At 71.9% G+C, this 14,398-nt stretch carries 15 protein-coding genes and 1 pseudogene; 9 read left to right on the forward strand and 7 right to left on the reverse strand.

The genetic code is table 11. The annotated features are described in order from the left end of the window. From J7523_RS16580 to J7523_RS16600, 5 genes and pseudogenes are all read left to right on the forward strand, one after another. Nucleotides 1-218 (forward strand): annotated as a pseudogene (locus tag J7523_RS16580) (single-stranded DNA-binding protein); the annotation flags it as partial. A gap of 77 nt (nt 219-295) precedes the next feature. Continuing rightward, nucleotides 296-532: a 30S ribosomal protein S18 gene (rpsR, locus tag J7523_RS16585; RefSeq protein WP_203750476.1), complete on the forward strand. Its 237-nt coding sequence runs from the start codon at nt 296-298 to the stop codon at nt 530-532. 14 nt (nt 533-546) lie between these two features. Continuing rightward, nucleotides 547-996: a 50S ribosomal protein L9 gene (gene rplI / locus J7523_RS16590; protein ID WP_291889082.1), complete on the forward strand. Its 450-nt coding sequence runs from the start codon at nt 547-549 to the stop codon at nt 994-996. A 342-nt stretch (nt 997-1,338) separates the two neighbouring features. Further along, nucleotides 1,339-1,956, forward strand: coding sequence for an ATP-dependent Clp protease proteolytic subunit (locus J7523_RS16595; RefSeq protein WP_291889085.1), 618 nt, complete (start codon nt 1,339-1,341; stop codon nt 1,954-1,956). Next, a complete protein-coding gene (locus J7523_RS16600; protein WP_291889087.1) occupies nt 1,956-2,567 on the forward strand; it encodes an ATP-dependent Clp protease proteolytic subunit in 612 nt (203 codons plus the stop codon). The genes J7523_RS16595 and J7523_RS16600 overlap by 1 nt, the downstream gene beginning before the upstream one ends. A 15-nt stretch (nt 2,568-2,582) precedes the next feature. On the opposite strand, the gene J7523_RS16605 is transcribed toward J7523_RS16600, so the two are convergent. Beyond that, the gene (locus J7523_RS16605) at nt 2,583-3,008 is read right to left on the reverse strand and encodes a helix-turn-helix transcriptional regulator (RefSeq protein ID WP_291889090.1); all 426 of its coding nucleotides are present in this window, start codon (nt 3,006-3,008) and stop codon (nt 2,583-2,585) included. A 139-nt stretch (nt 3,009-3,147) separates the two neighbouring features. Next, nucleotides 3,148-3,534 carry a helix-turn-helix domain-containing protein gene (locus J7523_RS16610; RefSeq protein WP_291889092.1) on the reverse strand — a complete coding sequence of 129 codons (387 nt, stop codon included), beginning with the start codon at nt 3,532-3,534 and terminating at the stop codon, nt 3,148-3,150. A 121-nt stretch (nt 3,535-3,655) separates the two neighbouring features. Between J7523_RS16610 and J7523_RS16615 the strand changes: the two genes are divergently transcribed. After that, complete coding sequence (locus tag J7523_RS16615; protein ID WP_291889095.1) at nt 3,656-4,576, forward strand: zinc-binding dehydrogenase; 921 nt, start codon at nt 3,656-3,658, stop codon at nt 4,574-4,576. Between the two features lie 20 nt (nt 4,577-4,596). On the opposite strand, the gene J7523_RS16620 is transcribed toward J7523_RS16615, so the two are convergent. The 5 genes from J7523_RS16620 to J7523_RS16640 form a co-directional block, all read right to left on the reverse strand. Further along, nucleotides 4,597-7,797, reverse strand: coding sequence for a beta-phosphoglucomutase family hydrolase (locus J7523_RS16620; protein ID WP_291889096.1), 3,201 nt, complete (start codon nt 7,795-7,797; stop codon nt 4,597-4,599). 162 nt (nt 7,798-7,959) lie between these two features. After that, nucleotides 7,960-8,412, reverse strand: coding sequence for an HNH endonuclease (locus J7523_RS16625; protein WP_291889099.1), 453 nt, complete (start codon nt 8,410-8,412; stop codon nt 7,960-7,962). Between the two features lie 39 nt (nt 8,413-8,451). After that, on the reverse strand, nt 8,452-8,682 hold the full coding sequence (locus J7523_RS16630) for a hypothetical protein (protein ID WP_291889103.1): 231 nt from the start codon (nt 8,680-8,682) through the stop codon (nt 8,452-8,454). Nucleotides 8,683-8,916: 234 nt separating this feature from the next. Continuing rightward, nucleotides 8,917-9,042: a hypothetical protein gene (locus J7523_RS16635; protein WP_291889106.1), complete on the reverse strand. Its 126-nt coding sequence runs from the start codon at nt 9,040-9,042 to the stop codon at nt 8,917-8,919. 166 nt (nt 9,043-9,208) lie between these two features. Then, complete coding sequence (locus J7523_RS16640) at nt 9,209-10,564, reverse strand: MATE family efflux transporter (protein WP_291889110.1); 1,356 nt, start codon at nt 10,562-10,564, stop codon at nt 9,209-9,211. A 316-nt stretch (nt 10,565-10,880) separates the two neighbouring features. On the opposite strand from J7523_RS16640, the gene J7523_RS16645 reads away from it, so the two are divergent. Genes J7523_RS16645 through J7523_RS16655 form a run of 3 tightly spaced genes read left to right on the forward strand, consistent with a single transcriptional unit; the run spans nt 10,881 to nt 14,370 of the window. Next, complete coding sequence (locus J7523_RS16645; RefSeq protein WP_291889112.1) at nt 10,881-13,547, forward strand: replicative DNA helicase; 2,667 nt, start codon at nt 10,881-10,883, stop codon at nt 13,545-13,547. A gap of 41 nt (nt 13,548-13,588) precedes the next feature. Beyond that, nucleotides 13,589-13,894, forward strand: a complete 306-nt coding sequence (locus J7523_RS16650) for a hypothetical protein (RefSeq protein WP_291889114.1) — start codon at nt 13,589-13,591, stop codon at nt 13,892-13,894. Beyond that, the gene (locus J7523_RS16655; protein ID WP_291889118.1) at nt 13,891-14,370 is read left to right on the forward strand and encodes a DUF3800 domain-containing protein; all 480 of its coding nucleotides are present in this window, start codon (nt 13,891-13,893) and stop codon (nt 14,368-14,370) included. Before J7523_RS16650 ends, J7523_RS16655 begins: the two co-directional genes overlap by 4 nt. Nucleotides 14,371-14,398: the final 28 nt, after the last annotated feature.

The raw sequence follows: 14,398 nt of genomic DNA on the forward strand, positions 1-14,398 counted from the left end.
AGCGCACCGTGTACGAGCTGCAGGTCGACGAGGTCGGCCCGTCGCTGCGGTACGCCACGGCCAAGGTCACCCGGACCCAGCGTTCGGGCGGCGGCGGCTTCGGTGGTGGCGGCGGTGGCGGTTTCAGCGGCGGTGGCGGCGGTGGCGGCCAGCAGGACGACCCGTGGGCCACGCCCGCGGGCGGTGCCGGCGGCTACTCCGACGAGCCCCCGTTCTGATCGTCTGATCGACAACCCCAGACATCCATCCCCGGGCATGGCAACGCCCGGGGCTCCAGCAGACAAGGAGCACCACGATGGCCAAGGCCGTGGTCCGTAAGCCGAAGAAGAAGCAGAACCCGCTCAAGGCAGCCAAGATCGACGCTGTCGACTACAAGGACACCGCGCTGCTGCGCAAGTTCATCAGCGACCGCGGGAAGATCCGCGCCCGCCGGGTGACCGGTGTGTCCGTCCAGGAGCAGCGCGCGATCGCGCGTGCCGTCAAGAACGCCCGCGAGATGGCCCTGCTGCCGTACTCGTCGTCGGCTCGCTGAGGAAGGAGAACCTCATGAGCAAGATCATCCTGACCCACGAGGTCACCGGCCTCGGTGCCCCGGGTGACGTCGTCGAGGTGAAGGACGGGTACGCCCGCAACTACCTCATCCCGCGCAACCTGGCCACGCCGTGGACCAAGGGTGCCGAGAAGGACGTCACCGCGATCCGCAAGGCCCGCAAGGCCCGTGAGATCGCGTCGCTCGACGACGCCAAGGCGGTCCGCGACTCGCTGCAGTCGAAGCCGGTCGTCGTCAAGGCCAAGGCCGGCGACGCCGGTCGTCTGTTCGGTGCGGTCACGACCGCCGAGATCGCCGAGGCGGTCAAGGCGTCGGGCGCCCCGCAGATCGACAAGCGCAAGGTCGAGATCGCTCAGCCGATCAAGGCCCTGGGCGAGTACCAGGTGTCCGTCCGCCTCCACGCGGACGTCGCCGCGACCGTGACCGTCAAGGTCGTCGCCGCCTGACACCAGGCACCAGCACCACGAAGGCCCCGCCCCGGTTCGCCGGACGCGGGGCCTTCGTGCGTCCGCGGGTCGCGGCGGATGTCGGCGCCTCGCCGTGGACGTCTGGTGAACCGGACCCGAGCGACCAGACGGGCCCCTGGGCTCTCGCGGGAGCACCGCCCGGCCGCTCGGCCCGACCACGCGGTCGCTGCTGCTCGCGAGCGGCGCGCTCACGGGCTGACCGTGCGGCGGCGTGGCCGGTCTGCCGTCGGCGGATCTGCGCACGGCAGACCGGTGGGTCCGAGCGGGGCGCACGGTGGCAGCGTCGAGAGGGCCAGCACGACGACCCTGACGGAGGCCACCATGATCACCGCCCGCACCGCGGCACCACCCAGCACCCGACCGTTCGACGACGACCTGTCGACCCGGCTGCTGCACCAGCGCATCGTCGTGCTCGGGCAGGAGGTGGACGACGAGCTCGCGAACCGGGTGTGCGCGCAGCTGCTGCTGCTGTCCGCCGAGGACCCCCGCCGCGACATCGCCCTGTACATCAACTCGCCGGGTGGCTCGGTGAGTGCGGCCCTCGCGATGTACGACACCATGCGGCTGATCCCGAACGACGTCGCGACGCTCGCGATGGGGCTCGCCGCGAGCGCCGCGCAGTTCCTGCTCAGCGGGGGGACGCCCGGCAAGCGGTTCGCGCTGCGGCACGCGCGGGTGCTCATGCACCAGCCGTCGGGCGGCATCGGCGGGACGGCGATCGACATCGCGATCCAGGCGCAGAACATGGCGCACGTGAAGCGGACGATGCAGGGCCTGATCGCCGAGCACACCGGGCAGAGCGTCGAGACGATCGAGAAGGACTCCGACCGAGACCGCTGGTTCACCGCCGAGGAGGCGCGCGACTACGGCTTCGTCGACCGGGTGGTCGAGCGCCTGGAGGACGTGCGGCCCGACGCGACGCGACGGGCGGGCCTCTGATGGCCGGCCAGTACACGATCCCGTACGTGGTGGAGCAGCGGCCGACGGGGGAGCGGGCGTCCGACGTGTTCTCGCGGCTGCTGTCCGACCGGATCGTGTTCCTCGGCACCGAGATCGACGACGGCGTCGCGAACGTCGTCATCGCGCAGCTGCTGCACCTGCAGTCGGAGAGCTCGGACCTGCCGATCCACGTCTACATCAACTCGCCGGGCGGCTCGATCACGGCGCTGCTCGCCATCTACGACACCATGCAGTACGTGAAGCCCGACGTGGCGACGTTCTGCCTCGGGCAGGCCGCGTCGGCCGCGGCGGTGCTGCTCGCCGCGGGGACGCCGGGGAACCGGCACGTGCTCGAGCATGCGCGGGTGCTGCTGCACCAGCCGTCCGGGGGTGCCGAGGGGACGGCCGCCGACCTGGAGATCCAGGCGGGGGAGATCCTGCGGCTGCGGGCGCAGGTGGACGACGTGCTCGCGCGGCACACCGGCCAGACGGTCGAGAAGCTGCGGCGCGACACCGAGCGGGACCTGATCCTCACCGCGCAGCAGGCCGTCGACTACGGGCTCGCGGACCGGGTGGTGACGACGCTCAAGGGGCTGACCGCGGCGGCCTGACGAGCGCCGGGCCGGTCAGGCGGCGAGCAGGAGCACCTGGCCGGCCGGTTCGGCCGTCGCCGACAGGTGCGACCCGGTGGCGCGCTCGCGGTCCGGGGTCGACGAGAGGACCGCCAGGTCGTCGCGCGTGCGGGCGGTGAGGTCGACGACGACCCGGCCGTCCGCCTGCGCGAGCTCGGCGTGCGCGGCGCCGACGAGGTCGACCAGCCGCATGCCGAGCGCGCGGCACACGGCGACGAGCACCTCGGACGAGGCCTCCTTGCGCCCGCGCTCGACCTCGGAGAGGTACGCGACGGAGACGAGCGCGGACTCGGCGACGTCGCGCAGCGTGCGCCCTTGCTCCTCGCGGCGTCGCCGCAGGATGCCGCCGACGAGCCGCCGCATGAGCGGCTCGACCTGCTGCGCCGGGTGGCGGCGGACGGGGGTGAGCTGCTGCGTCATCGGTGGCCTCCGGTCGGGGTGCGCCTGGTTGCCACGCTAACGCCGGGTCGGTCGGTGCGGCGGGTGCGGGCTTCTGCCGTCAGCGGACAGCCGAGGTCGGACGGCAACGGGCCGATCGGAGCGGCCGCGTCGGGCGACGTCAGACGCGAGCGTCGTACCGGCCGCGGGACGCCTCGACCTCGTCCATGTGCGCCTGCGCCCACACCTTGAGGGCGTCGACCACCGGCATGAGCGAGCGGCCCAGCGGCGTGAGCTCGTAGTCGACGCGCACCGGCACGGACGCGGTGACGGTCCGCTCGACGAGGCCGTCGCGCTCGAGGTTGCGCAGGGTCTGCGTGAGCATCTTCTGGCTGACGCCGAGGATCCGTCGGCGCAGCTCGCCGTGCCGCAGGGGACCGGGTCCGAGGGCGACCAGGACGAGGCAGACCCACTTGTCGGAGAGCTCGTCGAGCAGCTGCCGGGTGGGGCAGTTGGCGTCGAACGGGTCGAAGGGTGTGGGTGTCGGGCAGGTCACCGTGGTCGTCATCCGTGGCTCCTCGGGCACCGGGAACAAGGCTTAGGCACCAAAAGGTACCTACTTCCCAACGGTGACCACAATGCTCAGGATGGGTCCCGCCATCCAGGACGCAGCGACACGAGGAGTTCCCATGCCCGCTCTGACCATCCCCGCCTTCGGCTCCACCGCGCTCGTCGAGCGCGAGCCGGCCCGCCCCGGGAGCGGCGAGGTCCGCATCCGCGTCGAGGCCGCGCCCGTGCACCCGGTCGACGTGTGGGTGCACGACGGGAGGCTCGCGGCCCTCCTGCCCGGCGAGCCGCCGTACGTCGCCGGTTGGGGTGTCGCCGGCGTCGTCGACGAGGTCGGGCCGGGCGTCGACGACCTCGCCGTCGGCGACGCGGTGCTCGGCCTGTCCGACTGGTTCGACACGTTCGTCGGCACGCACGCGTCGACCGTCGTGCTGCCCGCCCGTGCCGTCGGCCGGCGACCGGCCGGGCTCGACGCCGTCGCCGCGGCTGCCCTGTCGCTCAACGCGCTGACCGCGCTGCAGGCGCTCGACCTGGTCGGCCTGACGAGCGGCACGCTCGGGATCACCGGCGCGGCGGGCGGCGTCGGCGGGTACGCGCTCGAGCTCGCGCGGCTGCGCGGCCTCGACGTCGTCGCGCTCGCCCGCGAGGGGGACCGGGAGTTCGTCGAGCGCACCGGAGCCCGGCTCGCGGTGCGTCCCGACGACATCGCCGACACCGCGGCGGCGCTCACGGCGGTGGCGGGGCCGCTCGATGGGGTGCTCGACGCGGCGCTGCTGGCGGACCGGGCCCTGCCCGCGGTGCGCGACGGCGGTGTCTTCCTCGGCCTGACCGGGCCGGCCACGCCGCCAGCCGAGCGCGGGATCCGGGCGGAGGCGGTGCAGGTCGTCGGCGACTGGGCGCAGCTCTCGTCGCTCGCCGAGCTCGCGGCGTCGGGTGCGATCAGCACGCGCGTCGCGGCGACGTACCCGCTCGCCGAGGCGGACCAGGCGTACCGCGCGGTGCTCGACGGCGGGCTGCGCGGGGTCGTCGTCCTCGTGCCCTGACGCCCGGGAGCGTCGGGTCCTCAGGCACCGACCGACGGCGAGCCGGCGGCGACCGGCTCGCCGTCGGTCGGTGCACCGTCGTCGCTGGTCCGGAACGTGCCCGTGAACTGCACGGGCGCACCCGGCGCGACGGTGAACCGTTCGCCGCGGTGGGTCGCCGACAGCGGTCCGCCGCTGAGCACGGAGTACGTGACGCGGTCGGGCTCGATGTCGACCTCGAGCACCGACCCGCGGATCCGCAGCGGGAACCGCAGCCGTCGCCCGCGCGTCGGGAGCATCGGCGAGAACTGCGTGCCGCGCCACCGGTACCCGGCGAACCCCTGCACGAGCGCCATCCACGTGCCCCCGGCCGACGCGACGTGCACGCCGTCGCGCAGGTTCCCCGCGGTGTCGGCGACGTCGATCGCGACCGCGTCCACCAGGTACTCCTCGGCGGTCCGGAACTTGCCGACGTCCACCGCCGCGATGGCCTGGATGCACTCGGACAGCGACGAGTCGCCCGTGGTCAGCGGGTCGTAGTACTCGAAGATCCGCCGCCGCTCGTCGGCGGTGAACCGCTCGGGCAGCAGCACGGTCGCCAGCACGACGTCGGCCTGCTTGATCACCTGGTGCCGGTAGATGACGAGCGGGTGGTAGTTCAGCAGGAGCGGGTACTTGTCCTCGGGGGTGCCCTCGAAGTCCCACCGGGGGAGCTCGAGGAAGTTCTCGTCCTGCAGGTGCACACCGGCCTTCTCGTCGTACGGGACGAAGATGTTCGCGGCCGCCCGACGCCACCGCTCCTCCTCCTCGTCCCGCAGTCCGACCTTCTCGGCCAGGGCCTGCAGGTCGGACGGCGACTCGGCCCGCAGCCGCGCGACCGCGTCGGCCGCGGCCCGCATGTTCTCCGCCGCCATGACGTTCGTGTAGAGGTTGTTGTCGACGACCGTCGAGTACTCGTCGGGCCCGGTGACCTTGTGGATGACGAACTTCCCGTCCATCCGGTCCGAGAAGAACCCCAGGTCGACCCACATGCGGGCCGTCTCGACGAGCAGCTCGACGCCGTACCGGAACAGCAGATCGGTGTCGCCCGTGACCTCCACGTACTGCTCCAGGGCATACGCCACGTCGGCGTTGATGTGGTACTGCGCGGTGCCCGCCTCGAAGTACGCGGACGCCTCCTCGCCGTTGATCGTGCGCCACGGGAACAGCGCGCCCGAGCAGCCCACCTCGGCGGCCCGGCGGCGCGCGTCCGGGAGCATGCGGACGCGGTGCATGAGCAGGCTGCGCGCGATCGTCGGCGACGTGTGGATGAGGAACGGCAGCAGGTACGCCTCGGTGTCCCAGAAGTAGTGGCCCTCGTACCCGGTCCCCGTGAGCCCCTTCGACGGGACGCCGTGACCCTCACTGCGCCACGACGCCTGCAGCAGCGCGAACTGGCTGAGGTGCAGCGCCTGCTGCGCGGCGGTCGCCCCCTCCCACACGATCTCGCTGCGCACCCAGAACTCGGCGACCTCGGCCTCGTGCTCGTCGACGACGGCGTCGCGACCCGACGCCTGCGCCTGGTGCAGCGTGAGGCCGGTGCGGTCGGCGAGCTCGTCGCAGTCCTCCGCGCCGTAGTGGTACGCGAGCCACTTCGTGATCCCGACGGGCACCCCGACCCGTGCGTCGACCTCCACGACCACGTGCGCGCGCGACGCGTCGGTGGTGGTGCGCACGTGCCTGACCGACGGGTCGTCGAGGTCGTGGTCCATGCCGGCGGCGACCGCCAGGCCGCTGCTGCGGGTCCGGTACGTGCGCACCACGCGCAGGTCGTCGACCACCTCGACGTCCGGCACGAGCGACCCGTGCGCGAGCGGGCGGCTCTGCCGCGGGTCGACCGCGACCGTCTCGTCGGCCGGCGCGGCCCGTGGCGTGACGAGCTCGGACGCGAGCAGCACCCGGGCCGGGGCGTCGAGCGCCGTCACCTCGTAGCGCAGGCACGCGAGGTGCCGTCGGGCCAGCGACACGACCCGCTCGGACCGGACCCGGAACCGCCGGCCGTCGCGCAGCCGGTAGACGACGGTGCGCTCCAGCACGCCGCGGCGCATGTCGAGGACCCGCTCGAACTGCTCGATCTCCGCCGTCTGCGACGTCACCGGGGTGTCGTCGACGAGCAGCCGGATCGTGGTGCCGTCCGGCACCGGCTGGATCGTCTGGCCGGTCGTCGCGAAGCCGAACGCGGTCTCCGGGTACTGGATCGGCCACGTCTCGTGGAACCCGTTGAGCAGCGTGTCCGGCGTGAGGGACGGGACACCCTCCTCGAGCGCCCCGCGGATGCCGAGGTACCCGTTCGACAGCGCGAACAGCGTCTCCGTCTGCTCGACGAACTCCGGGTTGAACGACCGCTCCACGAGCCGCCACGGGTCGACGGGGTAGTCGGACGACGACGCGACGATCCGCCGTGCCGCCGCCATGAGGTGGTGCCGGCGAGGGCCCGAACGGTGCAGCGCGTCGTCGGGGGATGCGAGCAGCTCGCCCAGGTCGTCCACGACGACGTCGGCGCCGCTCGCCCGCAGCGCGTCCGCGTGGCCCTCGCGGTTCACGCCGATGACGAGCCCGAACCTGCCGGCGCGACCCGCCGCGACACCCGCGAGCGCGTCCTCCACCACGACGGCCCGCTGCGGCTCGACGCCCACCCGCCGCGCGCCCTCGAGGAACGAGTCCGGGGCCGGCTTGCCGGGCAGGCCCAGCTCGAGGACCGTCTCGCCGTCGACGCGCGCGTCGAACAGGTTCGCGATGCCCGCCGCGTCGAGGACCGCCGCGCAGTTGCGGCTGCTCGACACGACTGCCGTCCGCAGCCCCGCCTCCCGCAGCTCCCGCACCCACGCGACCGACCCCGGAAAGGCCTCGACCCCGTTCCTGGCGATCTCCTCCTCGACGAGCAGCTGCTTGCGGTTCCCGAGACCCCACTCGGACAGCTCGTCCGGCGGCGCGTCGGGCTCGCCGGGCGGCAGCTCGATGCCCCGGCTCCGCAGGAAGTCACGGACGCCGATCTCGCGCGGCTTGCCGTCGACCGCCGACGCGTAGTCGGACCGCTCGTCGAAGGTCGGCGTGCTCGTGCCGTGCTCCTCGTCCCACTCGGCGAGGAACTCGTCGAACATGCGCTTCCACGCCGCCGCGTGGACCTTGCGGGTCGTGGTGAGGACGCCGTCGAGGTCGAACAGGACGGCGTCGAAGTCACGCAGCGAGACGGGCGAGGGCATGTGGAACCTCCCGCAGCCGGCGCCCGCCGCCGCCTCGCTGGTCGTTCAGCCAGGTCGGGGCGCCGCACCCCCGATCGTGGAGACTCCGGCGGCGTCCGGCAACCCGTGCCGGGCGGCGGCCCGTGTGCGGGCCGGCGAGGGTGTCACCGGCCCGCACACCGGTCAGCGGCCTGCGGTCAGCAGCTCCGCGAACGTCGGGACGCGCGGGAGGTACCGCAGGGCCATGCCCGCCTCCTCGGGGGTGCGGTCACGCTTGCGGTGGTTGCACCGGCCGCACGCCGTCACGGTGTTGAGCCACGAGTCGGCGCCGCCACGGCTCCGCGGCTGCACGTGGTCGACGGTGTCGCCGGGCCGGCCGCAGTACGCGCACCGGCCGCCGTCGCGGCGCAGCATCCCGGCCTTCGTCCACGCCGGGACGCCGCCCCTGCTCCGCCACCTCATGTGCACGTACCGAACCAGCCGCAACACCGCCGGAAGCGGGTACGGGCCGAACGTCTTGCCGTCGACCGCCTGCTCCACCACGGCCACCTGCCGGTGCAGCATCCGGACCGCGTGCGCGAGGCTCACCCGGTGCAGGGGCTCGTAACCGGCGTTGAGGACCAGCACTCCGGACATCTCGGGATCACCTCCTTGCCTTCTCGTTTGCTTCGGGACCTACTCGACGACGTCGACCACGCGCGCGAAGTCGGCGTGCTGCTCGCACCACAGGTGGTCGCCGACCACCGCGACCGGGTCGCGGACGTAGGTGGTCTCGCACGCCAGCAGCACGCGGCGCAGCGGGTTGGCGGCCTGCCGTCGGGACAGGCGCCGTTCGGCGCGGCGGCGCTCGTCGGCGGCGAGGTCGCGGTGCCGGGGGGTGAGGGAGTCGTTGACGATGCGGACCACGGGGGTCTCCTCTCCGGTCGGGCGGGTGTCTGGTGATGGGGGGCGGCCGCGCTCGCGGGCTCGGGCTGCTGGGCGGTCGCGGGCGGTCGGGGTCGGTGGGTCGCGGGCAGAGGAGTCGAACCTCTCCGTGCGGGCTTATGAGACCCGCTGGGCACCTGCACCCGCGGTGCCTGGGGACGACAACGGGGCCGTCCCCTCGTCGGGGAACGGCCCTCGGTGGCCTGGTGGTCCAGGTCAGTGCGTGGGTGCTCTCCCGTGCGTCTTGCGCATGAGGTGGAGGCAGGGCTCGGCGAACAGGTAGCCGGGCAGGGTGCCTTCGGCGCGGTCGGTGGACCGGCAGGTGCTCGTCGTGCGGATCAACGCGGTCCTCCTTCCGTGGGCGTGGCTGTCGCGTGGCAGGGCTGAACACTGCCCGACGAGCGCGCGATCCGGAACGGATTTACGTCAGCGGGCGACGGCGGTGCTGCTGCGCGGCGGTCGGTGAGCCGCCCGCGGTCCTTCGTCCACCGCGAAGCGACCACAGCCCCTACGCGCCCGTCACCATCCACGCGTTCCCGCGCGCCCGCCACCCCGTCGTCACCGCGCGCGAGAGCATGAAGACGCCCGCGAACGCCGCCCACAACCACGCCAGCCCCACCGCACCGCCCGGAGCCCATACCCGCACCGCCAGCGCGAACGGCACGTACACCGCCAGCGTCACCACGCCCGCCCACGCGAGGAAGCGACCGTCACCCGCTCCGATGAGCACCCCGTCGAGCACGAACACCCAGCCCGCCATCGGCATCGTCACCGCCGCGACGACGAGCGCGACCACGGCGGCGTGTCGCACGGCCGGGTCGGTCGTGAACAGCCGGACGTACACGAAGGAGGCACCCCCGACGAGCACCCCGAGCACCGCCCCGGCACCGACGCCCCACTGCAGGGTCCGCCGCAGCACCGCCCGAGTCCGCACGACGTCGGCGGCGCCGAGCGCGTGCCCGACGAGCGCCTGCGCGGCGATCGCCAGGGCGTCGAGCGCGAACGCGGCGAGCCCCCAGACGGCGTTGACGACCTGGTGCCCGGCCAGTGCGACCGCGCCGAGCCCGGTCGCGACCCACACGGTGAGCAGGATCGCGGCCCGCAACGACAGCGTCCGCACGAACAGGGGGGCGCCGGCGCGGGCGTTCGCCCACAGTCCCGCCGGGTGCGGGGAGATCCGCGCGCCCGCCTCGCGCGCACCGCGCACGACGACCGCGGCCAGCACAGCTCCCATCGCGAGCTGTGTGAGCGCTGTCCCCAGCCCCGAACCGGCGATGCCGAGATGAGCGCCGTAGACGAGCACCACGTTGAGCACCGCGTTGACGACCGCGCCCGCCGTGGCGACGCCAAGAGGGGTGCGGGTGTCCTGCAGGCCGCGCAGCGCGCCGGTCGACGCGAGGACCAGCAGCATCCCGGGCAGGCCGGGCGCCGACCAGCGCAGGTAGACGACGGCCTGGTGGGCGACCTCGCCGTCCGCCCCCAGTGCGGACACCAGCCACGGAGCGGCGGCCCAGGTGGCGGCGCCGAGCACCACACCGATGCCGAGCGCGAGCCACATGCCGTCCATGCCGACCTGCATCGCGCCGGCCCGGTCGCCTGCGCCGAGGCGTCGGGACACGGCGGCGGTCGTCGCGTAGGCGAGGAACACGCACAGCCCGACGACCGTCACGAGGAGCGTCGAGGCGAGCGCCAGTCCGGCCAGCGGAGCGGTGCCCAGATGCCCGACGACGGCCGAGTCGACGAGCACGAAGAGCGGCTCGGCGACGAGCGCGCCCAGCGCCGGGACCGCGAGGGCGAGGATCTGGCGGTCGACGCTGGACCGCGGATGTCCGACAGATGAAATCTCGGCCAACCTTTCTCGCATCCACAGCCGGTGCACAGCGTTTGCGCCCGTGGACCGCACCGGAGCGCGCCAGATCCGCGCTCTTTCCACACCACTGTCCACGGTCTGTGGACAGTTTCGGACATCGTCCACAGCCACGCGCACAGGTTTCCCCAGGCGGTCCACAGATCCTGGACAGGCTCCCACAGCCTGTCGGGCGGGCGTTTGGACCAGCGTCCGGAGGGCTCTACCGTCGCGGGTGCGAGGCGTGCGGACGCCCTCGCCTGAGCGTGGATGTCGGACCCGTTGTCAGACCCCGCAGGGAACATGTGTTCGACGGACGACGACAGGGGAAGCAGTGACGATCGAGGACCTCGAGTACGGCATGCCGGCCGACCCGGGCCGCGACACCGGCCGCGGCGGCGGCTTCGACCGCACCCCGCCGCAGGACCTCGACGCCGAGCGCAGCGTGCTCGGCGGCATGATGATCTCGAAGGACGCCATCGCCGACGTCATCGAGCAGCTCCGCGGCACCGACTTCTACCGCCCCGCGCACGAGGTCATCTACGACTCGATCCTCGACCTGTACGGCCGTGGCGAGCCGGCCGACGCCATCACCGTCGCCGACGAGCTCACCAAGCGCGGGGAGATCGGCCGCATCGGCGGCGCGCCCTACCTGCACACCCTCATCTCGTCCGTCCCCACCGCGGCGAACGCCGGCTACTACGCGCGGATCGTGCGCGAGCGGGCCGTGCTCCGCAAGCTCGTCGAGGCCGGCACCCGCATCGTCCAGCTCGGCTACGGCACCGACGGCGGCGACGTCGACGAGATCGTCAACAACGCGCAGGCCGAGGTCTACGCGGTCACCGAGCGGCGCACCTCCGAGGACTACCTCATCCTCGGCGACATCATCGGCGGCGCGGTGGACGAGATCGAGGCCGCCGGCCACCGCCAGGAAGGCATGACCGGCGTCCCGACGGGGTTCGCGGACCTCGACCGGTTGACCAACGGGCTGCACCCGGGGCAAATGATTGTTTTGGCCGCGAGACCTGCAATCGGTAAATCGACCCTGGGTATTGATATTGCACGTTCTGCGGCGATCAAGCATAACCTGACGTCCGTTGTTTTTTCGCTCGAGATGAGCCGCAATGAGATCACGATGCGCCTTCTCTCGGCGGAGGCGCGCGTGCACCTGCAGAAGCTGCGCACCGGTCAGATGGGGGAGGATGACTGGGCCAAGATCGCTGCCACCATGGGCAAGATCTCCGAGGCGCCCCTGTTCATCGACGACTCGCCGAACATGTCGCTCATGGAGATCCGCGCCAAGTGCCGGCGGCTCAAGCAGAAGCACGACCTGAAGCTCGTCATCATCGACTACCTGCAGCTCATGTCGTCCGGCAAGCGGGTCGAGTCCCGGCAGCAGGAGGTCTCCGAGTTCTCCCGGGCGCTCAAGCTGCTCGCGAAGGAGCTGCAGGTTCCTGTTATTGCGCTTTCGCAGCTGAACCGTGGCGCGGAGCAGCGCACGGACAAGCGGCCGCAGATGAGCGACCTCCGTGAGTCGGGCTGCCTGACCGAGGACACCCGCATCCTCCGGGCCGACACCGGCGCCGAGACCACACTGGGCGAGCTGTACGCGCTCGGCGCGAAGGACGTGCCGGTGTGGGCGCTCGACGACCGGCTGCAGTACGTCCGCCGTCACCTGACGCACGTGTTCCCGACGGGCACCAAGCCCGTGTACCGGCTCCGGCTGGCCTCCGGCAAGGAGGTCACCGCGACCGCGAACCACCCGTTCCTCACCTACGAGGGATGGACGCCGCTCGGTGAGCTGGAGGTCGGTTCGCGCCTCGGCGTGCCCCGCCACGTGCCAGGCCCGGAGCGACAGGTCAGGTGGGAGGACCGCAAGGTCATCATGCTCGCCCACCTGCTCGGCGACGGGTCGTTCGTGCGGCGGCAGCCGATCCGGTACGCATCGATCGACGAGGCGAACCTGTCCGCGGTCAGCACTGCGGCGGGCGCCTTCGGGATCACCCCTGTCCGCGACGAGTACGCGGCCGCACGCGTGACCACGCTGCGGCTGCCCGCGCCGTACCGGCTGACGCACGGCAAGCGGAACCCGATCGCCGAGTGGCTCGACGACTTCGGCCTGTTCGGCGCTCGCAGCCACGAGAAGTTCGTGCCCGAATCCGTGTTCCACCTGCCCAAGGAGCAGATCGCGCTGTTCCTCCGGCACATCTGGGCGACGGACGGCTCCGTGACGGTTCGTGCCGACGGTCGCGGCGGACGCATCTACTACGCATCGACCTCGCGGCGCCTTGTCGACGACCTGTCGCGGCTGCTCCTGCGGTTCGGCATCTCGACTCGTGTCCGGACGGCGACGAAGAAGGCCGCCTACCGCGCGGGGTACACGCTCGACATCTCCGGCGCCGACGATCAGCGCCGGTTCCTCCAGGAGATCGGCGTGCACGGCGCTCGCGGTGCTCAGGCCGACAGGCTGCTCAACATCGTTCGGGTCACGACCGCGAACACGAACGTCGACACGGTCCCGCGGCAGGTATGGGACGACGTCCGTGACCTGCTCGTCGAGCGGGGCATGTCGCACCGTGAGTTCGCCGAGGCGATGGACACGCAGTTCTGCGGGTCGACGATGTGGAAGCACTCGCCGTCGCGACAGCGGCTGGGCCGGATCGCCGAGGTCCTCGACAGCGAGGAGCTCGAGATCATGGCGGTCAACGACCTGCTGTGGGACGAGGTCGTCGCCATCGAGCCGATGGGGGAGCAGCCCGTCTACGACGCCACCGTGCTCGGCACCCACAACTTCGTGGCGAACGGTATCGCCGTCCACAACAGCATCGAGCAGGACGCCGACATCGTCATCCTGCTGCACCGTGAGGACGCCTACGAGAAGGAGTCGCCCCGCGCCGGTGAGGCCGACGTGATCGTGGCCAAGCACCGAAACGGCCCCACCGACACGCTCGTGGTGGCCTTCCAGGGTCACTACTCACGCTTCGTAGACATGCAGGCGTAGACCTACGTCGGCACTGCTCAAGCGGTGATGGAGGTGTGGGCGTGAGTGGCGTGGTCCTCGCTTACGTTGACGAGACCGGCGACACGGGATCTGTGATCGCAAAGGCCGGAGCGACGTCGTGCTATGGGCTCGGCTGCGTGCTGGTCAACGTAGACGCCTGGCCGACGGCCTTCGACGGCCTCGTGGGTCTACGCCAGCGCTTGCGTGACACCTACGGTCTGCCGGTGCGAGCAGAGGTGAAAGCCAACCACCTCATCCGCGCTGGCGGCGCGCTTCGGCCGCTGGGACTCGCGCCGGTGGAGCGGCATCTCATCTATCGCGCACATCTGCGATTCCTCTCGACGTGAACGTTCGCGCCTTCTCGGTTGTCGTCGACAAGGGACGGGCCGGTGTTCATGGGGCGGCGGCATTTGAGATGGCATGGCAGACCCTCCTACAGCGACTTGAGCGCCTCTCGACGAGCGAAGAGGTCTCCGTGATGGTCGTGCACGATGCGGGGGAGAACGACGAGATTCGCAAGCTCTTTCGTAAGGCGCGTCGCTACCTCACCGCGGGGCGCGCTGCTGGTGGTGGCGGGTTTCGATTCGCCGCCGATCGTTTCATCGACGACCCGACGCCTCGCAACTCGGACGCCTCGTACTTCGTCCAGGTTGCGGACCTTGTGGCCTATGCCGGATGGCGGACCTACCAGCGCCCGGGAGGCAGTGTCGCGAGAGTCGTGCCGCACACGATGTGGAACGAGCTCGGCGCGGCGAACCATCGAGTCGTCAACTACCTCAGCCCGAACGGATCGGTCCCGGGGGTGGTCCTCCGGACAAGGTAAACGCAAAGGCCCCCCAAACGCGGCGCGT

It is taken from the genome of Cellulomonas sp., assembly GCF_017744555.1.
Classification (GTDB): Bacteria; Actinomycetota; Actinomycetes; order Actinomycetales; family Cellulomonadaceae; genus Cellulomonas.